This is a genomic window from Cupriavidus sp. 01L43, assembly GCF_056399925.1.
In genome coordinates, this window is sequence record NZ_JBFTSH010000001.1 from 450791 (window position 1) to 474810 (window position 24020).

Consider the following 24020-nt stretch of genomic DNA (forward strand, 5'->3'; position numbering starts at 1 on the left):
GGGTATCGTTCCGGAGTGCGGGGCCAATCCTCCGCGATGACAGGGGAGACAAGATGAGTGTGGAAGAAGTGCTGGCCCAGTGGCAGGCCGACGAGGAGCGTGTTCGGGCACAACTGGCACCGGTGGGGCTGATTACGCGCGACCAGCTGCGCGCGCGCTCCGGGGCGGAGTTTTTCGACGATATCCTGTCTGGCAAGCTGCCGGGCATCCCCATCGGCAATCTGGTCGGCTTTGTGCCGGTGGCGTTCGAGGCGGGCCGCGTGGTGTTCCAGGGCACGCCGGGGCCGGAGCACTACAATCCGCTCGGCACCGTGCATGGCGGCTACGCGGCCACGCTGCTCGATTCCTGCGTGGGATGTGCCGTACACAGCATGTTGCCGGCCGGGAAGGGCTATACGACGCTGGAACTCAAGGTGAACTACGTGCGCCCGCTGACCAGTAGCACCGGCCCTGTGCGCGCGGAGGGCAACGTCGTGAGCCTGACCAACCAGATCGGCATTGCTGAAGGGCGGCTCACGGACGCGCAGGGCAAGCTCTACGCCTACGCCACCACCACGTGCCTGGTATTTCCGCTGCCGGTCTGAGCGGGGCGCGACCCAGATCCAACAACAACAAGGAGAACATCATGACGTTTGAACACTGGCTGGCGTTCGCGCTGACGAGCCTGGTGCTGCTGGTCATTCCGGGGCCGACGATCTTGCTTGTGATTGGCGATGCACTCGCCCACCGAGGCCGCAGCGCGTTTGCCACGGTGGCCGGGGTAGCGGCGGCGGATCTGACGGCTTTCACGCTGTCGATGGCCGGACTGGGCGCGGTGCTGGCGGCTTCGGCCACGCTGTTCACGGCGCTGAAGTGGGCCGGGGCGGCCTATCTGGTCTATCTGGGTGTGCAGGCGTTGCGCTCGGCCAGCCGTGCCAGCGCGCTCGACGTGCCGGCGCAGGCAGGCAGCGCGGGGCAGCGTTTCGCCAAGGCGTGGCTGGTGACGGCGCTGAACCCGAAGAGCATCGTGTTCTTCGTGGCATTCGTGCCGCAGTTCCTGGACGCGCATCAGGCGTTCTGGCCGCAGGCTGCGGTGCTGATCCCGACCTTCGTGGTGCTGGCCAGCGCCAACGCCATGGTCTACGCGCTGCTGGCGCGCTCCCTGGCCACCCGGCTGACCACGCGCCGTGCGCAGGCCAATGTGCAACGTGCCGGCGGCATCACCCTGATCGGGGCCGGCGCGCTGATCGCCACGCGCACTTGATGGGGTGAATTGGGACGAAAAAAAACCGCCAGCATGCTGGCGGTTTTTTATGCAATGCGCGAATCAGTAGAGCTTCTTCGGCAGCATTTGCATGCGCAGACGCTTACGCAGACGCGACTCGGCAGCCTTCTTCTTGCGCTTGCGCTCGGTCGTCGGCTTTTCGTAGGCGGTACGGCTCTTCAGTTCCACGATCAGGCCAGTCTGCAGAATGGCGCGACGGAAACGACGCATTGCAACTTCAACGGGTTCACCCGGCTTCAGAACGATCTTAGTCAACTCAGTCCTTTGAGGGAATGCCGCGGGGCGGCGGGTTCATACGAGGGGGAAACGTCGTCGCTGTGGGGCTCCGGAGCCTTCTGCGACGGTGGTATTGCACGCTGCGGCGAATGCCGAGGTGCGCCCCCGTCGAACCTGCAAGCTTGGACCGGGGTCCGGACTGCCAGTGTCAGGGGTGAAGGGCCAAATTTTCCTACGTAGTAAAAAACTTGGCGAGATACCTGTTTCCTTGGATATTGCGCAAATGATACGCCGGTAAGCTTTTACAGGTATACGAGCCCGGAGTCAAGATGAAGGCGCGCACGGGCCGCATATCCGCGAAAAATGCGTGGAAAAGTGCCCGATAGGACGTGCGAAGGTGGGATGGATGGCGCCGATGGAGGGGCCCCGGCCACCTCCAGTCCACCCGCCGCGAGGGGGCAGGCGAAGGCTGCCGCTGTGCTTTCATGGATTCTCGCTAACCACAACAAGACGAGGAGAAGGGCCATGATTCGCAAGTTGCTGCGTCAGAGCGCATGCGCGCTGGGCATACTCGGGTGCCTGTTCACGGTGTCCAGCCCGGCACATGCCGGCTACACCACGACCAAGTATCCGATTGTCCTGATCCACGGCTGGGGCGGCTGGGACAGCCTCGCCGGCTTCTACAGCTACTTCTACGGCATTCCGCTGGCGCTGGAGGCCGATGGCGCCGACGTGTATGTCTTGCAGGTGTCGGCGGTCAACAGCACCGAGACGCGCGGCGAGCAGGCGCTCGAGCAGATCCAGCAGATCCTGGCCGCCACGGGCGCCGAGAAGGTCAACCTGATCGGCCACAGCCATGGCGGGCCGACCTCCCGCTATGTGGCCGGCGTGCGCCCCGATCTGGTGGCATCGGTCACGGCGGTCGGCGCGCCGAACTGGGGGGTGCCGTTCGCCGACGCCGCCAATGGCCTCGGCAATTTCAGCCAGTCCGTGGTGAACAGCGTCACGACGGCTGTCGGCACCTTGATCGACCTGCTGTCGGGTGGCGGCCAGCCACAGAGTTCGGCAGCGGCGCTGGCCTCCCTGTCGACGCCCGGCATGAGCGCGCTCAACGCCCAGTTCCCGGGTGGGCTTCCCAGCACATACTGCGGCACCGGCGCGCCCGTCGCCAACGGGGTGCGCTACTACTCGTGGGGCGGGGACCGCGTGGTGACCAACGGCGCGGATGCCAGCGACGCCGCACTGATCGCCCTCAACGCGGCGAACACCGAGACCAGTGATGGCGCGATCCCTACCTGCAGCATGCACCTCGGCCAGTTCATCAAGGCCTATCACCTCAACCACCTYGACGAGATCAACCAGYTGGCAGGGCTGAGCAACGTGTTCGAGACCAATCCGATCACCATCTATCGCCAGCACGCCAACCGGCTGCAGCAAGCAGGGCTGTAATCGGTATGGGCATCCGTACGCTCGCTATGACTGGGGCCGTCGTTGCGGTGGTGGCCGTGGTGGCGATCCGGTCGCTGCCAGCCGACTCGGCATCGCCGCCCGCCACACCCGTTGCGACGACGGATGCCGCCGTGCCCCCAGCGATGGGGCAGGTGGCATCGGACGATGACGCGACGGCTGCTTCCTTGCCGATTCCGTCCCACCTGCGGGGCGTGGCAGTCGACGGTGGGGTCGACCTCGATCGCAACGGCAGTCTGATCTTCAATCGCAAGCTCAAGAACCTGTTTCACCACATGATCGGCATGGCCGAGGGGGATCCCGCGCGGCTGTCTGGCGTGCGGGAGAGCCTCCGGACGTGGCTGCTGGAGCAGGCCACGCCAGCAACCGCGCGAGACGAAGTCATGGCGGCGTTCGATCGCTATATGACCTATCTCGAGGCGGCGTCCCACGTGCAACTACCGTCGCAATCGCCCGGCGATCTTGAACGCGTCTATCAGACCCTCGCCTTGTTGCGCCGTCAGCATCTGGGTCAAGTGATGGCCGAGGGCTTCTTCGCCGAGCAGGAATCGCTGGATCGCTATACCGTCGAGCAGCGCCGGGTCCTGGCGGATGACACGCTGAGCCCGGATGAGCGCAAGCAGCGTCTCGATGCGCTGGCGCAGCAGTTACCCGAGTCGCTGTCCCGGCCTTTGGCACAAACGCGCAAGATTTCGCAGCTGGCGCAGGACACCGAGTCACTGCGCGCAAGCGGTGCCAGCCAGGAGGCGATCGACCGCCTGCGAACCGAGCGCTTCGGCCCCGAGGCCGCCGAGCGATTCCGCGCGCTCGACCAGCAGCAGGCCCACTGGAAGCAACGTCTGGTGAGCTATCAGGCAGAGCGGGATGCGATACGCGCGGACAGCAGTCTCGCGCCGGAGGCCCAGGCGCGCGCGATCGATGAACTCGTCGCCAGGCGCTTCAGCGGCACCGAGGTCGTGCGGGTCCGGGGTTTGGGAAACTACTGAGAGGGGAGGGTGCTGCGAAGGGCAAGCAGAAAACAAAAAAGCCAGCAGGCGCTAACCTGCTGGCTTCTGTATTTCTTGGCTCCCCGACCTGGGCTCGAACCAGGGACCTACGGATTAACAGTCCGGCGCTCTACCAACTGAGCTATCGGGGAACAGCTGAGATGGAAATTATAACCAGCCTCTCTTCGTTTCGTCAACAACTTTTCAACGTTTTATTATCCATCGAAAGCTGCTGCAAAAACTCTGGTTCGCCTCGAAACCGGCCTGCAGCGGGCGTTTCCGCCGATTGCTGCGTATCGTGTTCGACAGCGAGGCCGCATTATAGCGAGCTTTTCGATTTGTGCAAACAAAAAAACCGCCCGAGGGCGGTCTTTCTGCATCGGCACTCGACAAGCTTAGTCGAACACCGGCGATTCCACGCCGAGGATCTTGTGCAGCTTCGGCGAAGTCGTCGTGTACTGCATGTGGATCTTCTTCTCGGGGAAGATGTACGGGGCGGCGCCGAACGCGGCCAGCGCGCACTCGTGGAAGCCCGACAGAATCAGCTTCTTCTTGCCCGGGTAAGTGTTGATGTCGCCCACGGCGAAGATGCCCGGGATGTTCGTCTGGAACTTCTCGGTATCCACCTTGATCTGCTTGCGCTCGAGCTCGAGGCCCCACTCGGCGATCGGGCCGAGCTTCGGCGACAGGCCGAAGAACACCAGCAGGTCGTCCAGCGGCAGGCGGCGGGTGACGCCATCGGCACCCGTGACCTTGATTTCGGTCATCAGGCCGTCGCGTTCCTCGTAGCCGCTGATCTGGCCCACCAGGAATTGCATCTCCATCTGTTCGCACAGTTCCTTCATCTTGGCGACCGATGCCGGCGCGGCGCGGAAGCCGTCGCGGCGGTGGATCATCACCACCGATTCAGCCTTGCCAACCAGGTCCAGCGTCCAGTCCAGCGCGGAATCGCCGCCGCCCACGATGACCAGGTTCCGGCCGTGGAAGCGGCTCGGATCCTTCACGCGGTAGAACAGCTGCTTGCCGTCGAACTTGTCGATGCCTTCCACCTTCACGGTACGCGGCTGGAACGAACCCACGCCGGCGGCGATGAAGATGGTCTTGGTGATGAAGCGCGTGCCGGTCGAGGTCTCGACGAAGAAACGGCCGTCCTCGCGGCGCTCCACGACGGCGACTTCCTGGCCCAGGTGGAACGTGGGCTCGAACGGCTCGATCTGCTTGAGCAGGTTGTCGGTCAGCTCCTGGCCCGTACAGATGGGCACGGCCGGGATGTCATAGATGGGCTTGTCCGGGTACAGCTCCACGCACTGGCCGCCCACTACCTTGAGCGAGTCGATCACGTGCGCCTTGATTTCGAGCAGACCCAGTTCGAAGACCTGGAACAGGCCAACGGGGCCGGCGCCAACGATCAGCGCGTCGATTTCCAGCGGCTGGCCGCCGGGATTGCCGCCGGCCTGCTGGGTCGCGTCGGCCACGGGATTTGGAATGCTCAAGTCCATATTCGTCCTGATACGTTTGTGGGCACGCTGTGCCCGGTATTGCGGAAAGCGCGTGGGGCGGCTTTCTTGTTGTGGTGTTGCCGGGCTCAGCGCTGCAGGTATTGCAGCTTGTCGGTGGCGTCCTTCCATTCCTCGGCCTCGGCCAGCGGGGCCTTGGTCTTGGTGATGGACGGCCACGAACGAGCCAGTTCGGCGTTCAGATCGATGAAATTCTGCTGATCGCCGGGGACGTCTTCCTCGGCATAGATCGCGTTGACCGGGCACTCGGCCACACACACGGCGCAGTCGATGCATTCGTCAGGGTCGATGGCCAGGAAGTTCGGGCCTTCGCGGAAACAATCGACCGGACACACATCAACGCAGTCGGTGTAGCGGCAACGGATGCAGGATTCGGTGACAACGTGAGTCATTTCGGTTCCAAAAAGCGGATCGGTCTTCGATGGGAAACAGTTCAGGCCACTTGTGGTGCCGCCGCGCCCGGCCGCCGGACACGCGCGCACGCGCATGTCAATCGGTGGAAGTCGGGGCGCACGGGGGCCGTGGCCTTTCAAAGACCGATATTGTATCCGAGCCTTCCCGCAAGGATAGCGAGTCTATATAGCCGGGTCAGATAGTTTTCTTATTTCTTTATGTGCTTTTGGGCGCGAACCGGCCAAAAATGGCCCAGAATCGGCCTCGCAACCGCCTGTTGCGCCACGAAAGGCCCACAACGGACTAGTATTCCCCTGTGTGGCCCGGGGGCTTTCGGGTCATTTTTTCGCCTTCTAGCTCGATTTTCGGGACGCGCCATGCCGATTTCGTACCGCCTGACCTGCCTGCTGATCGCCATTTCGCTGGCGCCGGCCGCCGGCGCGCAGCCGATGGGCGGAGGCGGCGGGAATATGGCCGACAGCGTTGTCTCGCGGCTCGTGGCATGGCGGGCGCGCACCGACCAGCCCGTGGCGCTGGCCGCGCTGACCGCCTTCGACTGGGACAGTTTCAGCGTGGTGCGGGCCCCGGCCGGCGACAGCATGGCCAACTGCAGCCGCGAGGGCCTGGTGCCGTGCGGGCCGGAATTGCATCCGCCGCCGGGCACGCAGGTGCAGGTGCTGCGGTTCGACCGGGCCGGCCAGCAGGTCTATCAGGAGCGGATCATGGTGCCATTGGGCAATTTTGCCGATCCGCTGCCCTCCGCGGTCACCCGCGCGCGGGCCACGCTGGTCACCTGCGCCGATGGCGGCGGCGCGCCGCTCTGGTGCCTGCAGTCGGGCGCGCAGCCGGGGGTGTCGACGGGCACGCAGCCGGGCCTGCGCTGGCTCGATGGCAGCTAGTCCATCCCGGGGCCTTCCCTGGCCATTCGGCCAGTTTCGGTTAGCATGTGGACCTCGTCCCCGGCATGCCGTTTGCGCCACGCTATGATCATCCGCTCCCTGCTAGACACCGACCTGTACAAGTTCACGATGATGCAGGTGGTGCTGCACCGCTTCCCGCAGGCTCAGGTCGAATACCGGTTCAAGTGCCGCAACGCGGGCGTCGACCTGACCCCGTATATCGACGAAATTCGCGCCGAAGTGGCCAGCCTCTGCCAGCTCCGCTTCACCGAGGAAGAGCTCGACTACCTGCGCAGCATGCGCTTCATCAAGAGCGATTTCGTCGATTTCCTGGCCCTGTTCCACCTGAGCGAGAAGCACGTCGCGATCACGGCGTCCGAGAAGGGCGGCGGCGAAATCGACATCACGATCCGCGGCCCGTGGCTGCACACGATCCTGTTCGAGGTGCCGTTGCTGGCCATCGTCAACGAGGTCTATTTCCGCCGTACCCAACCGGAGCCGGATCTGGCCGAGGGTCGTCGGCGCCTGGAGACCAAGCTCGCGCTGCTGAAGGCGGCACCGTACGCCGACTGCGTGATTGCGGACTACGGCACCCGCCGGCGTTTCTCGGGCCGCTGGCAGGAGGAGGTGCTGCTGACCTCGCGCGGCGTCCTTGGCGCGCAGCTCGCCGGTACCAGCAACGTCCACTTCGCGCGGCTGCACAATATGACCCCGCTCGGCACCATGGCCCACGAGTACCTGCAGGCCTGCCAGGCGCTCGGCCCGCGCCTGCGCGACTCGCAGGTCTACGCGCTCGACCACTGGGCGCAGGAGTATCGCGGCGACCTGGGCATTGCGTTGTCCGATACCTATGGATTCGATGCCTTCCTGCGCGATTTCGATCTCTTCTTCTGCAAACTGTTCGATGGCGTGCGGCACGATTCGGGCGATCCGCTCGAGTGGGGCGAGCGCATGCTCGCGCATTACGCCTACCACCGCGTCGATCCGCGCAGCAAGACGCTGATCTTCAGCGATGCGCTGAACATCCCCAAGGTCATCGAGCTGTACGAGCGCTTCCGCGGCCGCTGCAAGCTGGCCTTCGGCGTGGGCACCAACCTGACCAACGACCTCGGCTACACGCCGCTCCAGATCGTCATCAAGATGGTGCGATGCAACGGCCAGCCCGTGGCGAAGCTCTCGGACACGCCCGAGAAGACCATGTGCGACGACCCCGGCTACCTGGCCTACCTGCGCCAGGTGTTCGCGATTCAGCCCCCGGCTTAACAACATTCACGCCCGGCGGCGCCCGCGTGCCGGCGCGGCCTTCTATAATCGGCCAGCCCCAGGAACCAACCCCTTACGCCATGGAAACCAACGCCGCCCGTGACCGCATCTTCGCCCGCATCCGCGCCGCCCAGGGCAGGGGGGCGAAGGTGACCACCGGCGAGCGCGAGGCCGTGGACGACTATCTCGCACGCCATCCGCAGGGCCCACAGCCGGACATCGCCGCCGATCGCATCGAGGCGTTCAGCCTGCAGGCGCAGAAGATGGCGTCCACCGTGGAGCGCGTGGCCACGCTGGCCGACGTGCCGGGCGCCGTATCCCGCTATCTGGATGGCCTGGGCCTCGTGCGCCGCGCCGTGGCGTGGGACAGCCTGGGCGACCTGCCGTGGCAGGCGCAGGGGTTGGACGTGGCATGCCGGCCGCCGGCGCGCGATCCGCAGGTCGATCATGATCATGGCGACCTCGTCGGCATCACCGGCTGCTTCGTGGCGATTGCCGAGACCGGCTCGCTGATGCTGCTGTCGGGGCCGCAGACCTTCGCCTCGGCCGCGCTGCTGCCCGAGACCCATATCGCCGTAGTGCCGATTTCGCGCATCGTGGCGAACCTCGAGGAAGCCTTCGCGCGCATGCGTGCCGAGCATGGCCAGCTGCCGCGCGCCACCAATGTCATCAGCGGCCCGTCACGCACGGGGGACATCGAGCAGACTATCGTCCTCGGCGCCCATGGCCCGTACCGTGTGCACGTGATCCTCGTCGACCAGGACTGAGGGACAGCGCAGGTCCAATCCGAGGGCCGCCGGGCGTCACATTCCGGGTAATTCCAGCAGCATTTTCAGACCAGTCTCAAAGGGGTTTGCTTTACACTGGCCGCTTTCGAGACAAGGAGAACCTGCCCGATGATGCGACGCGCACGACGTGCCCTGGCACGGTGGCCCACCGCGATGCTTGCGGTCATCGCCCTGTTTCCGTCCATGGCCGGTGCCGCCGAGATCGACGGCGCCACGCTGTCGCCGCTCTGGGGCGTGCCGTTCGCCGGCGTTCTGCTGTCCATCGCGCTGTTCCCTCTACTGGCCCCGCACTTCTGGCACCACCACTATGGCAAGGTGGCTGCGGCCTGGGGCGCGCTGTTCCTGGTGCCGTTCGCGATACAGTTCGGTGTCCACGCCGCCGTGGCCAACACGGTGCACGCGCTGCTGGGCGAATACATCCCGTTCATCATGCTGCTGGGGTCGCTCTACGTGGTGGCCGGCGGTATCTGCCTGCGTGGCAATCTGCACGGCACGCCCAGGCTGAACACAGGCATCCTCGCGCTCGGGACCGTGCTGGCCAGCCTGATGGGCACCACCGGCGCGGCGATGCTGCTGATCCGGCCGCTGCTGCGCGCCAACGACAACCGCCGCCATGTGGCACACGTGGTGGTGTTCTTCATCTTCCTGGTGGCCAACGCGGGCGGCTCGCTGACGCCGCTCGGCGATCCGCCGCTGTTCCTGGGCTTCCTGAAGGGCGTGGAGTTCACGTGGACGCTACGCAACATCTTCCCCGAGACGGCGTTCCTGTGCGTGGCGCTGCTGGCGCTGTTCTATGTGGTGGACCGCCACTACTTCCTGAACAAGGAAGAAGAATTGCCGCTGGCGCAGGACCCGACGCCGGACTCCAAGCGCCTTCAAATCGACGGCAAGATCAACTTCCTGCTGCTGCTGGGCGTGCTGGCGCTGGTGCTGATGAGCGGGCTGTGGAAGCCGGGTATCGCGTTCGACGTGATGGGCACCGAGGTCACGCTGCCGGCGCTGATCCGTGATGTGCTGTTGGTGGGGATTACCATCGTGTCGCTGGTCGCCACGCCGCATAGCGCGCGCAGCGGCAACGAGTTCAACTGGGAGCCGATCCTCGAAGTCGGCAAGCTGTTCGCGGGCATCTTCCTGACGATCATCCCGGTCATCGCGATGCTCAAGGCCGGCACCGACGGCGCGTTCGCGGCGGTGATCCACGCGGTTAGCGATTCCTCCGGCCAGCCCATCGACAGCATGTACTTCTGGGCGACCGGTATCCTGTCCTCGTTCCTGGACAACGCGCCGACCTACCTGGTGTTCTTCAACACCGCCGGCGGCGACCCCGCCACCCTGATGACGCGCGACGCCTCGACGCTCGCCGCCATCTCGGCCGGCGCGGTGTTCATGGGCGCCAATACCTATATCGGCAATGCCCCCAACCTGATGGTGAAGGCCATTGCCGAAAGCCGCGGCGTGCGCATGCCGAGTTTCTTCGGCTACATGGCATGGTCCGGCGCCGTGCTGCTGCCGCTGTTCCTGGTGATGACGTTCCTCTTTTTCCACGTGTGACTGCCATGAAGCCCTCCGTCCTCGTTACCCGCGCGATCTACACCGACGTCATCGAACGTCTTTCGCAATATTTCGATGTCGACAGCAACCAGGAAGACCTGGTGCTGGACGCCGCCGCACTGAAGGCCCGCCTCGCGGGCAAGGCCGGCGTGCTGGCCAATGCGGCGGACAAGATCGACGGCGCGGTCGTTGCCGCGCTGCCGCAGCTGCGCGCGGTGTGCAACATGGCGGTCGGCTACAACAATCTCGACGTTCCGGCCCTCACCGCCGCCGGCGTCGTGGCGACCAACACGCCCGACGTGCTGACCGAAACCACGGCCGACTTCGGCTGGGCATTGCTGATGGCCACCGCTCGCCGCGTGACGGAGTCCGAGCATTACCTGCGGGCCGGCAAGTGGAAGCGCTGGAGCTACGACATGCTCGTGGGCATGGACGTCTACGGCAGCACGCTCGGCATCCTCGGCATGGGCCGCATCGGACAGGCGCTGGCCCGCCGCGCGGCCGGCTTCGGCATGAATGTGCTGTATCACAACCGCAGCCAGCTGCCGGCGGAGACCGAGCGCGCGCTCAATGCGCGCTACGTCAGCAAGGCGGAGCTCCTTGCGCAGACGGATCACCTCGTGCTGGTGCTGCCGTACAGCCCGGAGAGCCATCATGCGATTGGTGCAGCAGAGCTGGCGGCGATGAAGCCGACCGCCACCCTGATCAACCTCGCGCGCGGTGGCATCGTCGACGACGCCGCGCTGGCCGCCGCATTGCGCGATGGCCAGATCTTCGCGGCCGGCCTGGACGTGTTCGAGGGCGAGCCGAGCGTCCACCCAGACCTGCTGACCGTGCCAAACGTGGTGTTGACGCCGCATATCGCGAGCGCATCGGAAAAGACGCGTCGCGCGATGGCCAATCTGGCCGCCGACAACCTGATCGCGGCACTCGATGCCGGCCCCAAGGCAGGCAACCCGCCTTCGGTGATCAACCCAGAGGTCATGGCGCGCCGCCGCTGAATCGGATATTCCTGAATTGATGACGTTGATTTCCGTCCTGACGCTTGCCGCCACCCTCGTGGCGGTGATCCTGCTGGCGGTGCTGCTGTGGCGCGCGCGCGCCGGGGCGGCATCCGCGGAACTGCTTGATGGCCTCGACCGGCTCGAGCGCGTGTTGCGTGGCGAAGTGAGCGCGGCCGCCCGGGATGGCCGCGACGAGTCTGGTCGGCAGATGCTGCGCTTCCAGCAGACCTTGTCGGCGCACCTGACCAGTATTGCCACGGTGCAGAACCAGCAAATCGCGCAGATGTCCGAGTCCAACGACCGCAGGCTGGCCGAGGTGCGGGCCACGCTTGAGCAGAAGCTACGCGACATCGAGGCAAATAACGCCGCGAAACTGGAGGAAATGCGACGCACCGTGGACGAGAAGCTCCATGCGACGCTCGAGCAGCGGCTCGGCGAGTCGTTCAAGCTGGTGTCGGACCGTCTGGAGCAGGTGCATCGTGGGCTGGGCGAGATGCAGGTGCTGGCGCAGGGCGTGGGCGATCTCAAGCGGGTGCTGACCAACGTGAAGTCGCGTGGCACGTGGGGTGAGGTGCAGCTTGAGATGCTGCTGGAACAGATCCTCACGGCAGACCAGTACGGCAAGAATGTCGAGACCGTGCGCAACTCGGGGGCGCGGGTCGAGTTCGCGATCCGGTTGCCGGGCCGTGACCCGTCCAGCGGACCGGTCTGGCTGCCGATCGATGCGAAATTTCCGAAGGAGCAGTACGAGCGCCTTGTCGATGCCCAGGAGCACGGTGACGTTGACGGCGTGGCCGTGGCCGGCCGTGAACTCGAGGTGGCGCTGCGCCGGGAGGCACAGTCGATTGCCGAGAAATATCTGGCGCCGCCGGCCACCACTGACTTCGCGATCCTGTTCCTGCCGACCGAGGGGCTTTACGCCGAGGTGCTGCGCCGCCCGGGCCTGACGGACCTGCTGCAACGCGATTTCCGCGTAACCGTGGCCGGGCCGACCACGCTGACCGCCTTGCTCAACAGCCTGCAGATGGGCTTCCGGACGTTGGCGCTGGAAAAGCGTTCCAGCGAGGTGTGGGAAGTGCTGGGTGCCGTCAAGACCGAATTCGGCAAGTTTGGCGAGGTGCTGGCCAAGACGCGCGATACGCTGGTGCGCGCGGCGCGCAATATCGAACAGGCCGAGGTGCGGACCCGTCAGATGGAGCGCAAGCTGCGCACGGTGGAGGCGCTGCCCGGGGAACTCGCCGAACAGCTTTTGGGAACCGCCGCAACGGCGGGATCACCGGAGGAAGTGCAAGCACCTCCGTCCCAGGAGGACGCCGGCGGGGCGCAAGCCGCCAACGGCGACGTTACTGGTGATCTTCGGGCGTGAGTTCGCGCACGTGCACTTCGATGCCGCCGAAGCGGGCGGCCACCCAGTTGTAGGCCTTGCAGCCGAGCCACAACAGGCCGAAGCCAATCAGTGCATTCAGGATCAGCGCGGTGAAAACCGTAATCCCCGGCAGGTCGCCATAGCGGATAAAGGCCACGAACAGGCCCATCGCCACGATTGGCACCGAGAAGCACAAATAGACCAGGACCAGTGCGCGCGCGGTCTTGACGGGGTGGAGGTACGCGATCTCCTGATTCATGACGACAGACAAGATATTGGGGAGTTGATTTTTCGTGCTGCAAGTGTAGCGACTGGGGCTTGCGACGCATAGTCCGTCACTCGCGGGGCGCACAAAAAACGACACCGCAACGTGCGCTGTCATACGACGACCGCCGATTCGGTCATTGATTCCGCTCATCAATGCGGCGCACCTATGCCCTGGGTGTTCCGCATGGCGGATTGCAACGAATTACATCAGCCCGTCGAACAGCATCACCTCGACCAGATCGCCAGCCGCGACGGCGTCCTGCTCGTGGCCCAGCACGATGAAGCAGTTGGCCTCGCTCATCGACCGCAGCACGCCCGAGCCTTGCTGGCCGGTGATACGGACTTCCCAGCCGCCATCGGCCGCCGGCGCCAGGATGCCGCGCTGGTATTCCGTGCGGCCGGGCTTCTTGCGGATGGCTGCCGCGCTGCGCACGCGCATCAGCGGCAGCGGCGGCACGTTGGCGCCCATCTGTCGGTGCAACGCGCCGCGCACGAAGTGGTAGAAGGTGACCATCACGGCCACGGGGTTGCCGGGCAGGCCGAAGAGCAGGGCCTCCCGACCGTTCGATGCAATGCGTCCGAATGCCATCGGGCGGCCCGGACGCATGGCGATCTTCCAGAAAGTGACATCGCCCAGCCGCGCCATGATCTGCTTGGTGTAGTCGGCTTCGCCCACGGACACGCCGCCAGACGTGATCACCGCATCGGCGTTTTCGCAGGCACTGCGGAACGCGGCTTCGAGCGCGGCGGGGTCGTCGCGGACCACGCCCATGTCGATCAACTCGACATTGAGCCGCCGCAGCATGCCGTGCAGCGTGTAGCGGTTGGAGTCGTAGACGCAGCCGGGGTCGAGTGGCTCGCCAATCGAGCGCAGTTCGTCGCCGGTGGAGAAAAACGCCACGCGCAGCCGGCGCCGGACCTTGATTTCGGCCACGCCGAGCGATGCCAGCAGGCCGAGGTCCGCCGGTTGGAGAATGCGGCCGGCGGCCAGTGCCGCCTGACCGCGGGCCAGGTCTTCGCCGCGCAGCCGGCGGTTGTCACCGGGGCGCACGGCATCGGCCGCAAAACGAATCTGGTTGCCGCCCGCCTGCACATCCACGAATTCCTGCGGCACCACAGTGTCGCAGCCATCGGGCATGATCGCGCCGGTCATGATGCGCACCGCCTGGCCCGCCGTGGGCGCCGCATCGAGCGCATTGCCGGCGTAGGCCGTGCCGATGACTTCCAGGACCACGTCGCCGCCGGCTGCCAGCGCAGCGCTCTGGAAGGCGTATCCGTCCATCGCCGAGTTGTCGTGAGCGGGCACGTCGATGGAGGAGATCACGTCCTCGGCCAGCACGCGGTCGAGCGCGGTGCGAATCGCCAGTTGCTCGGTGCCGCGCACCGGCTCGATCACCTGGCCGATAATCGCGTTGGCCTGGGCCACGGGCAGGGCGGTCGGGTCGTAGTCAGAAAGGCAGGAGATGACGGATTGCAGGGATGGCATGAGCAGTCTGCGGCGAAAAGAAGCGAAAACAGCGAAAAATGGCGGAAAACGCGGGGGAAAACGCGGGGGAAAACGCGGGTAAGGGCGGATGCCCGAGTCTAACCCGCGCGATGCGCTCAGCGGGCCTCGTGTGTGCGTAGTTCGTCCAGCGTATTGATGTTGGCGAACGCGTCGGCGTCGGGGAACGGCACCTCCGCGAGCCGGTGGCTGGCCGCCCAGGTTTCGATCTTGCGCCCGCCGCCATTGATGTAGGCGATCAGGCTATCGAGCGCAGTGACCGGCATCAGGCAGAACACCGGCTGGGTTTGCCGGTGCCCGTCGGCATCCACCGTGACCGGAATCGCCATCTCGGCGCCTTCGGCCTCGATCGCCTGCGCCAGCCGCTCGACGAGGTCGGTGGGCAGGAACGGCGTATCGCACGGCGCCGTGACGAGCCAGCCGGTGCTGCACTGCTCGAGCCCGGCCATCATGCCGGCCAGCGGGCCCGCGAAATCGGGCACGGAGTCGGTGACCACGGGCACCCCGAACGACTCGTAGGCGGCGAGGTTGCGATTGGCGTTGATCAGCATCGCGCCGGTCTGCGGTGTCAGGCGCATCAGCGTGTGCATCGCCATCGGCACGCCGCGCAGCGGTTGGAGGCCTTTGTCGGTGCCACCCATGCGGCTACCCCGGCCGCCGGCCAGGATCAGGCCCGTGATGTCTTCGCGTGCGATCATGACTTTCGGAAAGTTGTGAGGCGGCGCCGGGGGCCGGGATGGCCCGGGTCAGCCGCCAATGTAGGACATCTCGATCTTGCGTTCGGCGCGCGCCAGGCGCACGGCCGGATCGCCCCGCTGCTCGGAATAGTTGTCGGTGCGGCCTTGCCAGACCTGGGCGATGGCATTGGCGATTTCCAGGTCGCTATGGCCGCCGCGCAGCAGCGCGCGCAGGTCGTAGCCCTCGGTGGCGAACAGGCACAGGTACAGGCGGCCCTCGGTGGACAGCCGGATGCGGCTGCAATCGCCACAGAACGCGTGCGTCACGCTAGAGATCACGCCGATTTCGCCGGCGCCGTCGCGATACCGCCAGCGCTCGGCCGTCTCGCCCGAGTAGTTGGCGGGAATCACCTCGAGCGGAAATACTTCGTCAATCCGCCGCACCACGTCGGCCGAAGGTAGCACTTCGTCCATTTGCCAGTGGTTGCTGGCGCCAACGTCCATGAATTCGATGTAGCGGACGATGATGCCGCTGCCGCGGAAATGGCGGGCCATCGGCACGATCTCGGCGTCGTTGGTGCCGCGCTTGACCACCATGTTGACCTTGATCGGCGCCAGGCCGACGGCCTGGGCAGTCTCGATGCCGTCCAGAACGTCGCGCACCGCGAAGTCAACGTCGTTCATCTTGCGGAACGTGGCGTCGTCGATAGCGTCCAGACTCACGCTCACGCGCGACAGGCCGGCATCGCGCAGCGACTGCGCCTTGCGTCCCAACAGCGACGCGTTGGTGGTCAGCGTCAGGTCCAGCGGCTTGCCCGAGACGGTCTCGATGCGCGCCAGCATTTCAACGAGTTTTTCGATGTTCTTGCGCAGCAGCGGCTCGCCGCCGGTCAGCCGGATCTTCTCCACGCCCTGCGACACGAACACGCGCGCGGTGCGCTCGATCTCCTCGAAGCTCAGCAACTCGGAGTGCGGCAGGAAGGTGTAGTCCTTGTCGAACACTTCCTTGGGCATGCAATACACGCAGCGGAAGTTGCAGCGGTCCGTCACCGAGATACGCAGATCGTGCAGCGGCCGGCCGCGGGTGTCCGCCACGAGGCCCGAGGGTGTGTCGAGGCGGGACGGAATGCTTGGCACCATCGAGCGATAGCGATGGTCGCGCAGGTCGAGGATGGGAATGACGGTGTCGGTCATGGCCTGGGGGTGGCGACGCCGCTCTCCGGCGCGATGTGTGCATCCGGGGCGGTTCTGTCTGCCATTCTAGCCGAGGTGGCTGACGCGCCGGCGGCGACCGTGCACTTCGCAGGGGCACAGTGGGGCGGTGGCGGCGCCAGTACAGCGGTGTGATGCCCGCATCATATGTGGCGCCCCATGAAAAAAGGGACGGCTTCGGCCGTCCCTTTTCCCTTTTGGGCTGCCAGCTTGCGCTGGCCGACCTTACTGCTGTTGCTGCTGCTGGTCGCGCTGAGCGTCAGTTTCGACCATGACCATCGGACCTTCCGGCAGCGGGGGCAGCGGCTTGCGCTCGCGTTGCACACGCGGGGCCGGTGCCACGTTGGCGGCGGCGGCCTGGGCGGATTGCAGCTTGGCGGTGTCCGTGTGCACCCACTGGAGGCCGGCCGAAGCCAGCATCGGCTCGAGGGCATCGGCACGCAGCGGGGCGGCGGCCGGTGCTGCCACCGGGGTCGGCGCGACGGCAGGCGTCGCGATGACCGGCTCGGCAACCGAGGCGGCCACGATCGGGGCTGCCACGACCGGCGCAGCTTCGACCGGCGCCGGTGCCGGGGCTTCCACCGCCGGGGCGGTGTAGACCGGTGCGGGCGTCACGACCGGCGCGGCTTCGGGGGCGCTGACCGGTGCGAACACCGGTTCGGCCACCGGGGCCGGGCTCACGGGCTGGGCCGGTTGGCTCGGTTGGGCGTAGGCGGCCGGTTCCACACGGGCCACGGTTTCCACCGTCTCACGCGTTTCCACGGCTTCGGTGACTTCGGCGACTTCCGCCACGTGGGCCACGCGGGGGACTTCAGCCACTTGGGCCACGGCAACCGGTTCCGGCTGGGCCACGACTTGCGGTGCAGCCTGGGCGGCCACCGGGGCGAATTCCGTCTCGGTCACGCCTGCGGCCACTTCGGCCAGGTTGGACGTGTCGTTGGCGTCGCCATTCTCGCCGTTTTCGCCGTCGGCGCCTTGCACACCATCTTCGCGCTCGCGGCGATAGCGGTTACGGCCACGACGGTTGCGGCGGCGGCGTTCTTCGCCCTCAGCACCTTCCGTCGCCACGGCTTCCACGCCTTCCGGCAGTTCCGTCGCGGCGGCGGCTGCCACCACGGCCACGGCCGGAGCGGCTTGCGCCGCTTCGAATGCGGTCGGCGGCGCGCCTTCGGCGTTCAGGGCTTCCTCGGTCTCGCGGGTATCGCCACGCTCACGTTGACGTTCGCGTTGACGCTCGCGGCGTTCCTGGTTGCGCTCGCGGCGGTTGCCTTCCTGGCGGGCTTCGCCACCTTCGGGCTGACGGGCGATGGCCGGCGTGGCCTGCTGGCCGTCGCGCGGGGCGCGTGCCGGACGCTCACCACGTTCGGTGCGCTCGGTGCGTTCACCACGCTCAGTCCGCTCGCCACGTTCTGCACGATCCCCGCGTTCCGCGCGCTCACCACGCTCGGCGCCACGTTGTTCACCGCGCTCGCCACGTTCACCGCGTTGGCCACGGCCCTGGCGTTCACCACGCTCGCCGCGTTCACCACGTTGTTCGCGATCACCGCGTTCGCCACGTTCACCGCGTTCGCCACGACCTTGGCCACGGCCTTCGCCGCGACCTTCGCCACGCTGGCCGCGTTCGCGACGACCGTCGCCGCGCGCCTGGGCGTCAGCGGCCGGCTTGGCCGGCTCGGCCACCGGGGCGGCGGCCGGACGTGCGCCGAACAGGCCCTTCAGCCAGGCGATGAAACCGCCGGCTGCCACGGGCTGCGTGGCCGGTACCGGCCGTGCCGCAGCGGCTTCCGGGCGCGGGGCGCGCTCGGGGCGGGGCACCGACACCGGGGCCGGCGCGTCGGGCGTAATGCCCTTGACTGCGGCTTCCTGGCGCGGACGCGCATCTTCCTTCTTGCGGCTGCTGTAGCTCGTGTCCGCCTCGAGTTCCTTGGCGGCGGCCTCGGCCATGCGATAGCTGGCCGTGGATTCCTCCAGGCGCGGATCGTCGTGGCGCAGGCGCTCCAGCTTGTAGTGCGGCGTCTCCAGGTGCTTGTTCGGGATCAACAGCACGTTCACCTTGAAGCGCAGCTCGATCAGGTTGATTTCCTGACGCTTTTCGTTCAACAGGAAAGCGGCCACTTCCACCGGCACCTGGCAGTGGATGGCGGCCGTGTTTTCCTTCATCGCCTCTTCCTGGATGATGCGCAGCACCTGCAGGGCGGACGATTCGGTATCGCGGATGTGACCTGTTCCATTGCAGCGCGGGCAGGTGATGTGCGAGCCTTCCGACAGCGAAGGACGCAGGCGCTGGCGCGACAGTTCCATCAGGCCGAAGCGGCTGATCTTGCCCATCTGCACGCGGGCGCGGTCGTGGCGCAGGGCGTCCTTCAGGCGCGTTTCCACGTCCTTCTGGGCCTTGCTGGACTCCATGTCGATGAAGTCGATCACGATCAGGCCGCCCAGGTCGCGCAGGCGCAGCTGGCGGGCGATCTCGTCGGCCGCTTCCACGTTCGTGCGCAGCGCCGTTTCCTCGATGTCCGCGCCCTTGGTGGCGCGGGCCGAGTTCACGTCAACGGAAACCAGGGCTTCGGTATGGTCGATCACGATGGCGCCGCCGGACGGCAGCATCACCATGCGGGAATAGGCAGACTCGATCTGGTGTTCGATCTGGAACCGCGAGAACAGGGGCACGTCGTCCCGGTACTTCTTCACGCGGTTCATGTTGTCAGGCATGACCACGCTCATGAAAGCGCGTGCCTGTTCATAGATCTCGTCGGTATCGATCAGGATCTCGCCGATATCGGGCTGGAAATAGTCGCGAATGGCGCGGATGACCAGGCTCGATTCCAGATAGATCAGCAGCGGGGCCTTGTTGTCGCCGGCGGCGCCGTCGATGGCCTTCCACAGCTGCAGCAGGTAGTTCAGGTCCCACTGCAGTTCCTCGGCCGCGCGGCCAATGCCGGCGGTGCGGGCGATGATGCTCATGCCGTCCGGTACGGTCAGCTGGCCCATCGTCTCGCGCAGTTCCTGGCGGTCCTCGCCCTCGATGCGGCGCGATACGCCACCGCCACGCGGGTTGTTCGGCATCAGCACCAGGTAGCGGCCGGCCAGCGAGATAAAGGTGGTCAGGGCGGCGCCCTTGTTGCCGCGCTCTTCCTTCTCGACCTGGACGATCAGTTCCTGGCCTTCGTGCAGGGCGTCCTGGATGCGCGCGTTGCGCACGTCCACGCCGTCCTTGAAGAACGCGCGGGCCACTTCCTTGAACGGCAGGAAGCCGTGGCGCTCTTCGCCGTAGTTGACGAAGCAGGCTTCCAGCGAGGGCTCGATGCGGGTGATGACGCCCTTGTAGATGTTGCCCTTGCGCTGCTCGCGCCCGGCGGTTTCGATGTCGATATCGATCAGTTTCTGACCATCGACGATCGCGACGCGCAATTCTTCCTGTTGCGTCGCGTTGAACAGCATGCGTTTCATCGCAATACCTCATTCCAGTGTCGCGGAAGTCACACGAAAGGTGTCCGCGACGATCCATGGAGCACGCGAGGAAATAGAGCGGGGGCGGGAGAATTGCCGGAGTCGCCGGCGCGCAATACGACGCGGCCGGGCGGGGCGCGGGTGAAAGAGAGAGGCTGTCGACGTCTAGGCAGGCGTCCGCTGGGTCGGGGAGAGCGCCATGGCACTGCTCCTGATACAGCGACTTGCGGCGGATGCCCGGAATGGCCGGGGGCGATGCGGCAACGCACAATGCAAACGGCACTGGCTTCGCGGCATCGCGGCCGGCCGGGAATGGCCAAGACGCGTCAAAGAGCAAGTTTTCCGGACGCGGCAAGCGGGGCCGAATGTCAACCTGACCTGTCTCCTGGCGGGCGCGCCGCTGCTTCTTGGAGTTCTGCGACCGGGCGCCGGTAATACGACTAGCCGATATTGCAGGTCGGTTGGCAGGCTCGCCTGCCGGCCGGCACCGAGTTCCCGGTGCGGGCGGTCTTCTCTCACCGATGTGGATGCCTGTCGGGCATCCACATTGAATTCTGTTCTACCTGGATCACTCTGTTTCCAYGTGCCCGCCGTTTCTCGCCGAAGCTGCCTCTGGGCAACTTCCTGCGCGCCGGCGCGGCGCGTGCGTGCTGCTGATTTCCACCATTTGCCCATCTGGCGCCTGCGGGGTACGCAAAATGCGGGAGACGGGCCGGGTTGATGGCAACCCGAAGTGTAAAATGCGTGATCCTGCGCGGATATTGGTGGCAATCCCCATCGGGCTCGCCACCCGCCAGCCCAACGTGGGCCCGCGCCTATATTGCTCACAGAATCGCTTACACAGGTCGTGCGCTGCCGGTCTTTGGCCGGAACAGCCGGGAAATTATATTGAAAATGAATGAGTTACGCCATCAAATTGAAAAGGAGCCGCGCGTCGCGCCCGGCGCGCTCCAGGTGGTGTACGTCACGGTGGACGAAAGTGCCGAGGGCCAGCGCATCGACAACTTCCTGCTGAAGGTCTCCAAGGGTGTGCCCAAGAGCCATATCTACCGGGTATTGCGCTCGGGTGAGGTACGCGTGAACAAGGGCCGGATCGACGCCACTTACCGGCTGAAGCTGGGTGATGTGATCCGGATCCCGCCCATGCGGGTGGCGGAAAAGTCACAGGATGCCGATGCTTTCGTGCCGTCCTCGGAATTCCCAATCCTGTTCGAGGACGCCTGGCTGCTGATTATCGACAAGCCGGCCGGCGTGGCCGTCCATGGCGGCTCGGGCGTGGCGTTCGGGGTGATCGAGCAGTTGCGCCGCGCGCGGCCCGAGGCGAAGTTCCTGGAACTGGTACACCGGCTGGACCGCGAGACGTCCGGCATCCTGATCCTGGCGAAGAAGCGTTCGGCGCTGGTGCACCTTCACGAGCAGATGCGCGGCACGGGCATGGACAAGCGCTACTTCGCGTGCGTGGCCGGCGAATTCCAGAACACGCGGCAGCACGTCAAGCTCTCGCTATATAAATACAGCACGCCCGACGGCGAGCGGCGCGTGCGCGTGCAGGCCGATGGGCTGACCGCGCACACCATCTTCAACAAGGTGGAGGCCTTCCCGGGCTACACCCTGCTCGAGGCCGAACTGAAGACCGGCCGCACGCACCAGATCCGCGTGCACTTGCAAGCGTCCGGCTTCCCGATCGTCGGCGATGAGAAGTACGGTGATTTTGCGCTCAACAAGGCACTTTCACGCAGCAATGCCAAGCCCGGCATCAAGCGGATGTTCCTGCACGCGCACCGGATGACGCTGGCGCACCCGTCCACGGGCGAGCCGCTGACCGTTTCGGCGCCATTACCCGCCGAATGTGTTGATTTTCTGCAACAATTGCGTCAGCACAGCGCGGCGGACTGACGCGTCGCATCGCCACCTCCGCAGCCGCCACACCACTTTCCGCATCGACCAAGGACCTCAATGGCCAGGCAGCGCTTCGACCTGATCGTCTTCGACTGGGATGGAACCCTTATGGATTCCACCCCGACCATCGCCAAATGCATCCAGCTGGCCAGCCGCGACCTGGGCCTGCCCGTGCCGGATGACAGCGCTGCGAGCCACGTGATCGGGCTTGGGCTGAAGGACGCGCTGTCCTATGCCGTGCCCACGCTCGACCCGGCCGACTATCCGCGCCTGGCCGAGCGCTACCGCTACCACTTCCTCACGCGCGATGCGGACCTCGTGCTGTTCGATGGCGTGCGCGAGATGCTCGAGGCCCTGCATGGCGAGCACTACTTCCTCGGCGTGGCCACGGGCAAGACGCGCGTGGGCCTGGAGCGGGCGCTGGCGGCCACCGGCCTCGGCAAGCTGTTCGATGGCACGCGTTGCGCCGACGAGACGTTCTCCAAGCCGCACCCGGCCATGCTGCAGGAACTGACGCGAGAGCTGGGCCAGGACGTGGCGCGCACGGTCATGGTGGGCGATACCACCCATGACCTGCAGATGGCGGTCAACGCCGGCGCGCACGGGCTGGGCGTCTGCTACGGCGCGCATCCGGCCGATTCGCTGCGCGCGATGGCGCCGGTGCACTGCGCCACGTCGATCGCCGATCTCCAGGAATGGCTGCTCACGCATGCCTGAGGCCAGCCTGCCGCCGCACCGCCTGTGCGCCAGCGACGAACTCGTCGATGGCGGCGCCGGCGTGCGGTTCTCGGTGCGCGTGGAAGCGCGCGAGATCGGCGCGTTCGTGGTCCGTTTCGACGGCGTTGCGCATGCCTACCTAAACCAGTGCGCGCACGTGCCGATGGAACTGGACTGGCAGGAGGGGCAGTTTTTCGATAGCGCGGGCCTATACTTGATGTGCGCGACACATGGCGCGGTTTATGCGCCAGACACCGGCCTTTGCGTGGGCGGCCCTTGCCGGGGCGCCGCGCTGGCCAAGCTCCGGACCGAGGAACGTGAGGGTGCTGTCTACTGGCTCCCCGAACCGCCTTTTTACCCGCCCGACGCCACCTGAATGATCCGCCGGGCCGCCGTCTGACTTTATCGAGTCCATCGCATGACAGAACAGCAAAAACCGCCGGTCGAACCGGGTCAAACGCAAGACGAACACGAACAACAGGCCGACGATAGCCAGCGCCTGGAAACGGCCCGGCAGGCCGATTTTCCACTCGAGCACGAGCTGCGCGCCGGGGACGACGCGGCGCGGCGCGAGGCCGACGAGCGCCGCGCGCGGCTGAGCGGGCAGGGCACTGCCGCCCCGGTGGGCGCTGGCAGCGCCACCGGCGGCTGGGAGCGCGACGTGCTGGAGAAGGTGCTGATGGCCACGCTGCGCGAGCAGCGCGCGGCGCGGCGCTGGAAGATCTTCTTCCGGCTGGTCGGGCTGGGCATCCTGGCGCTGATCCTGTACGCAGTGATCGACTTCAAGGGCGATGGTATCGCCAGCACCACGGGGCGCCATACCGCGATGGTGTCGCTGGAAGGCGAGATCGCGGCGGGCACGCCGGCCGGCGCGGAATCGATCAATGCCTCGCTGCAGGCCGCCTTCGCCGATACGAATGCGGCCGGCGTGATCCTCAAGATCAACTCGCCGGGCGGCTCGCCGGTGCAGGCGGGCATCATCAACGACGAGATCAAGCGCCTGCGCACCGTGTATCCGGGCAAGCCGTTCTACGTGGTGGTGGAGGAAATCTGCGCCTCGGGCGGTTACTACGTGGCGGCGGCGGCTGACAAGATCTATGTCGACAAGGCCAGCATCGTCGGCTCGATTGGCGTGCTGATGGATGGCTTCGGCTTCACCGGCCTGATGGAGAAGCTCGGCGTGGAGCGCCGGCTGTACACCGCGGGCGCCAACAAGGGCATGCTCGACCCCTTCTCGCCGCAGGTGCCGCGCCAGAAGGTCTATGCCGAGACCATGCTCAAGGAGATCCACCAGCAGTTCATCGACGTGGTGAAGGAAGGCCGCGGCGACCGGCTGAAGGACGATCCGGACCTGTTCTCGGGCCTGTTCTGGTCCGGCGAGCGCGCCGTGGCGCTGGGTCTGGCCGATGGCGTGGGCAGCACCGACTACGTGGCGCGTGACCTGTTCAAGGCCGAGGATATCGTCGACTACACGGTCAAGGAAAACATCGCCGAGCGCGTGGCCAAGCGGTTCGGCGCGGCCATGGGCAGCGCGGCGATGAAGACCATGATGATGTCGACCGGCGCGCAGTCGCTCCGGTAAG

22 protein-coding genes and 1 tRNA gene are annotated in these 24020 nt (G+C 66.0%); 14 read left to right on the forward strand and 9 right to left on the reverse strand.

Annotation, left to right across the window (positions count from 1 at the left end; genetic code table 11):
• Window positions 1–53: 53 nt before the first annotated feature.
• Both AC1DP9_RS02205 and AC1DP9_RS02210 read left to right on the forward strand, forming a co-directional pair.
• A complete protein-coding gene (locus AC1DP9_RS02205; RefSeq protein ID WP_092290095.1) occupies window positions 54–584 on the forward strand; it encodes a PaaI family thioesterase in 531 nt (176 codons plus the stop codon).
• A gap of 41 nt (window positions 585–625) precedes the next feature.
• Window positions 626–1243, forward strand: coding sequence for a LysE family translocator (locus AC1DP9_RS02210; protein ID WP_477106495.1), 618 nt, complete (start codon window positions 626–628; stop codon window positions 1241–1243).
• Window positions 1244–1306: 63 nt separating this feature from the next.
• Here AC1DP9_RS02210 and rpsU read toward each other — a convergent pair whose 3' ends face one another.
• Window positions 1307–1519: a 30S ribosomal protein S21 gene (gene rpsU, locus AC1DP9_RS02215; RefSeq protein ID WP_029044331.1), complete on the reverse strand. Its 213-nt coding sequence runs from the start codon at window positions 1517–1519 to the stop codon at window positions 1307–1309.
• Between the two features lie 486 nt (window positions 1520–2005).
• On the opposite strand from rpsU, the gene AC1DP9_RS02220 reads away from it, so the two are divergent.
• Window positions 2006–2929, forward strand: coding sequence for an esterase/lipase family protein (locus tag AC1DP9_RS02220; RefSeq protein WP_092290091.1), 924 nt, complete (start codon window positions 2006–2008; stop codon window positions 2927–2929).
• Between the two features lie 5 nt (window positions 2930–2934).
• Window positions 2935–3933 carry a lipase secretion chaperone gene (locus tag AC1DP9_RS02225; RefSeq protein WP_477106496.1) on the forward strand — a complete coding sequence of 333 codons (999 nt, stop codon included), beginning with the start codon at window positions 2935–2937 and terminating at the stop codon, window positions 3931–3933.
• Window positions 3934–4009: 76 nt separating this feature from the next.
• On the opposite strand, the gene AC1DP9_RS02230 is transcribed toward AC1DP9_RS02225, so the two are convergent.
• The 3 genes from AC1DP9_RS02230 to fdxA all read right to left on the reverse strand — a co-directional run bounded on the left by AC1DP9_RS02230 (window position 4010) and on the right by fdxA (window position 5842).
• Window positions 4010–4085 (reverse strand) — tRNA-Asn (locus AC1DP9_RS02230).
• A 243-nt stretch (window positions 4086–4328) separates the two neighbouring features.
• Entirely contained in the window at window positions 4329–5432 is a 1104-nt protein-coding gene (locus tag AC1DP9_RS02235) for an NAD(P)/FAD-dependent oxidoreductase (protein WP_092290087.1), read from the reverse strand.
• Window positions 5433–5518: 86 nt separating this feature from the next.
• Window positions 5519–5842 (reverse strand): ferredoxin FdxA, encoded by a 324-nt coding sequence (fdxA, locus tag AC1DP9_RS02240; RefSeq protein WP_092290086.1) that lies wholly within the window; start codon window positions 5840–5842, stop codon window positions 5519–5521.
• A gap of 378 nt (window positions 5843–6220) precedes the next feature.
• Between fdxA and AC1DP9_RS02245 the strand changes: the two genes are divergently transcribed.
• The 6 genes from AC1DP9_RS02245 (at window position 6221) to rmuC (ending at window position 12714) form a co-directional block, all read left to right on the forward strand.
• On the forward strand, window positions 6221–6742 hold the full coding sequence (locus AC1DP9_RS02245; protein ID WP_441590536.1) for a hypothetical protein: 522 nt from the start codon (window positions 6221–6223) through the stop codon (window positions 6740–6742).
• Between the two features lie 84 nt (window positions 6743–6826).
• Window positions 6827–8005, forward strand: a complete 1179-nt coding sequence (gene pncB / locus AC1DP9_RS02250; RefSeq protein WP_477106497.1) for a nicotinate phosphoribosyltransferase — start codon at window positions 6827–6829, stop codon at window positions 8003–8005.
• A gap of 80 nt (window positions 8006–8085) precedes the next feature.
• Window positions 8086–8772 (forward strand): LutC/YkgG family protein, encoded by a 687-nt coding sequence (locus AC1DP9_RS02255; protein WP_092290077.1) that lies wholly within the window; start codon window positions 8086–8088, stop codon window positions 8770–8772.
• A 132-nt stretch (window positions 8773–8904) separates the two neighbouring features.
• Window positions 8905–10344 (forward strand): sodium:proton antiporter, encoded by a 1440-nt coding sequence (locus AC1DP9_RS02260; RefSeq protein ID WP_477106578.1) that lies wholly within the window; start codon window positions 8905–8907, stop codon window positions 10342–10344.
• A 5-nt stretch (window positions 10345–10349) separates the two neighbouring features.
• Window positions 10350–11345: a 2-hydroxyacid dehydrogenase gene (locus AC1DP9_RS02265; RefSeq protein ID WP_092290073.1), complete on the forward strand. Its 996-nt coding sequence runs from the start codon at window positions 10350–10352 to the stop codon at window positions 11343–11345.
• A gap of 19 nt (window positions 11346–11364) precedes the next feature.
• A complete protein-coding gene (gene rmuC, locus AC1DP9_RS02270; RefSeq protein ID WP_441590534.1) occupies window positions 11365–12714 on the forward strand; it encodes a DNA recombination protein RmuC in 1350 nt (449 codons plus the stop codon).
• Here the strand turns inward: rmuC and AC1DP9_RS02275 are convergent.
• The 5 genes from AC1DP9_RS02275 to AC1DP9_RS02295 form a co-directional block, all read right to left on the reverse strand.
• Window positions 12692–12973, reverse strand: a complete 282-nt coding sequence (locus tag AC1DP9_RS02275) for a hypothetical protein (protein WP_092290069.1) — start codon at window positions 12971–12973, stop codon at window positions 12692–12694. The genes rmuC and AC1DP9_RS02275 overlap by 23 nt on opposite strands.
• A gap of 210 nt (window positions 12974–13183) precedes the next feature.
• Window positions 13184–14467: a molybdopterin molybdotransferase MoeA gene (gene moeA, locus AC1DP9_RS02280; protein WP_477106498.1), complete on the reverse strand. Its 1284-nt coding sequence runs from the start codon at window positions 14465–14467 to the stop codon at window positions 13184–13186.
• A gap of 116 nt (window positions 14468–14583) precedes the next feature.
• Entirely contained in the window at window positions 14584–15183 is a 600-nt protein-coding gene (mobA, locus tag AC1DP9_RS02285; RefSeq protein WP_441590532.1) for a molybdenum cofactor guanylyltransferase MobA, read from the reverse strand.
• A gap of 48 nt (window positions 15184–15231) precedes the next feature.
• Window positions 15232–16356 (reverse strand): GTP 3',8-cyclase MoaA, encoded by a 1125-nt coding sequence (moaA, locus tag AC1DP9_RS02290; RefSeq protein ID WP_477106499.1) that lies wholly within the window; start codon window positions 16354–16356, stop codon window positions 15232–15234.
• A 243-nt stretch (window positions 16357–16599) separates the two neighbouring features.
• Window positions 16600–19821 (reverse strand): Rne/Rng family ribonuclease, encoded by a 3222-nt coding sequence (locus AC1DP9_RS02295; RefSeq protein ID WP_477106500.1) that lies wholly within the window; start codon window positions 19819–19821, stop codon window positions 16600–16602.
• An 894-nt stretch (window positions 19822–20715) separates the two neighbouring features.
• Here AC1DP9_RS02295 and AC1DP9_RS02300 point away from each other — a divergent pair.
• Genes AC1DP9_RS02300 through AC1DP9_RS02315 form a run of 4 tightly spaced genes read left to right on the forward strand, consistent with a single transcriptional unit; the run spans window position 20716 to window position 24019 of the window.
• Entirely contained in the window at window positions 20716–21717 is a 1002-nt protein-coding gene (locus tag AC1DP9_RS02300; RefSeq protein ID WP_477106501.1) for an RluA family pseudouridine synthase, read from the forward strand.
• A gap of 60 nt (window positions 21718–21777) precedes the next feature.
• Window positions 21778–22437 (forward strand): HAD-IA family hydrolase, encoded by a 660-nt coding sequence (locus tag AC1DP9_RS02305; protein WP_092290052.1) that lies wholly within the window; start codon window positions 21778–21780, stop codon window positions 22435–22437.
• Window positions 22430–22813, forward strand: coding sequence for a Rieske (2Fe-2S) protein (locus tag AC1DP9_RS02310; protein ID WP_092290048.1), 384 nt, complete (start codon window positions 22430–22432; stop codon window positions 22811–22813). The genes AC1DP9_RS02305 and AC1DP9_RS02310 overlap by 8 nt, the downstream gene beginning before the upstream one ends.
• A gap of 42 nt (window positions 22814–22855) precedes the next feature.
• Window positions 22856–24019, forward strand: coding sequence for a S49 family peptidase (locus AC1DP9_RS02315; RefSeq protein WP_092290046.1), 1164 nt, complete (start codon window positions 22856–22858; stop codon window positions 24017–24019).
• Window position 24020: the final 1 nt, after the last annotated feature.

Coding starts and splice junctions, on each gene's coding strand:
- AC1DP9_RS02205 (WP_092290095.1), top strand. CDS start 54: ATGAGTGTGGAAGAAGTGCTGGCCCAGTGGCAGGCCGACGAGGAGCGT.
- AC1DP9_RS02210 (WP_477106495.1), top strand. CDS start 626: ATGACGTTTGAACACTGGCTGGCGTTCGCGCTGACGAGCCTGGTGCTG.
- AC1DP9_RS02225 (WP_477106496.1), top strand. CDS start 2,935: ATGGGCATCCGTACGCTCGCTATGACTGGGGCCGTCGTTGCGGTGGTG.
- AC1DP9_RS02235 (WP_092290087.1), bottom strand. CDS start 5,432: ATGGACTTGAGCATTCCAAATCCCGTGGCCGACGCGACCCAGCAGGCC.
- fdxA (WP_092290086.1), bottom strand. CDS start 5,842: ATGACTCACGTTGTCACCGAATCCTGCATCCGTTGCCGCTACACCGAC.
- AC1DP9_RS02245 (WP_441590536.1), top strand. CDS start 6,221: ATGCCGATTTCGTACCGCCTGACCTGCCTGCTGATCGCCATTTCGCTG.
- pncB (WP_477106497.1), top strand. CDS start 6,827: ATGATCATCCGCTCCCTGCTAGACACCGACCTGTACAAGTTCACGATG.
- AC1DP9_RS02255 (WP_092290077.1), top strand. CDS start 8,086: ATGGAAACCAACGCCGCCCGTGACCGCATCTTCGCCCGCATCCGCGCC.
- AC1DP9_RS02260 (WP_477106578.1), top strand. CDS start 8,905: ATGCGACGCGCACGACGTGCCCTGGCACGGTGGCCCACCGCGATGCTT.
- AC1DP9_RS02265 (WP_092290073.1), top strand. CDS start 10,350: ATGAAGCCCTCCGTCCTCGTTACCCGCGCGATCTACACCGACGTCATC.
- rmuC (WP_441590534.1), top strand. CDS start 11,365: ATGACGTTGATTTCCGTCCTGACGCTTGCCGCCACCCTCGTGGCGGTG.
- AC1DP9_RS02275 (WP_092290069.1), bottom strand. CDS start 12,973: ATGAATCAGGAGATCGCGTACCTCCACCCCGTCAAGACCGCGCGCGCA.
- moeA (WP_477106498.1), bottom strand. CDS start 14,467: ATGCCATCCCTGCAATCCGTCATCTCCTGCCTTTCTGACTACGACCCG.
- mobA (WP_441590532.1), bottom strand. CDS start 15,183: ATGATCGCACGCGAAGACATCACGGGCCTGATCCTGGCCGGCGGCCGG.
- moaA (WP_477106499.1), bottom strand. CDS start 16,356: ATGACCGACACCGTCATTCCCATCCTCGACCTGCGCGACCATCGCTAT.
- AC1DP9_RS02295 (WP_477106500.1), bottom strand. CDS start 19,821: ATGAAACGCATGCTGTTCAACGCGACGCAACAGGAAGAATTGCGCGTC.
- AC1DP9_RS02300 (WP_477106501.1), top strand. CDS start 20,716: ATGAATGAGTTACGCCATCAAATTGAAAAGGAGCCGCGCGTCGCGCCC.
- AC1DP9_RS02305 (WP_092290052.1), top strand. CDS start 21,778: ATGGCCAGGCAGCGCTTCGACCTGATCGTCTTCGACTGGGATGGAACC.
- AC1DP9_RS02310 (WP_092290048.1), top strand. CDS start 22,430: ATGCCTGAGGCCAGCCTGCCGCCGCACCGCCTGTGCGCCAGCGACGAA.
- AC1DP9_RS02315 (WP_092290046.1), top strand. CDS start 22,856: ATGACAGAACAGCAAAAACCGCCGGTCGAACCGGGTCAAACGCAAGAC.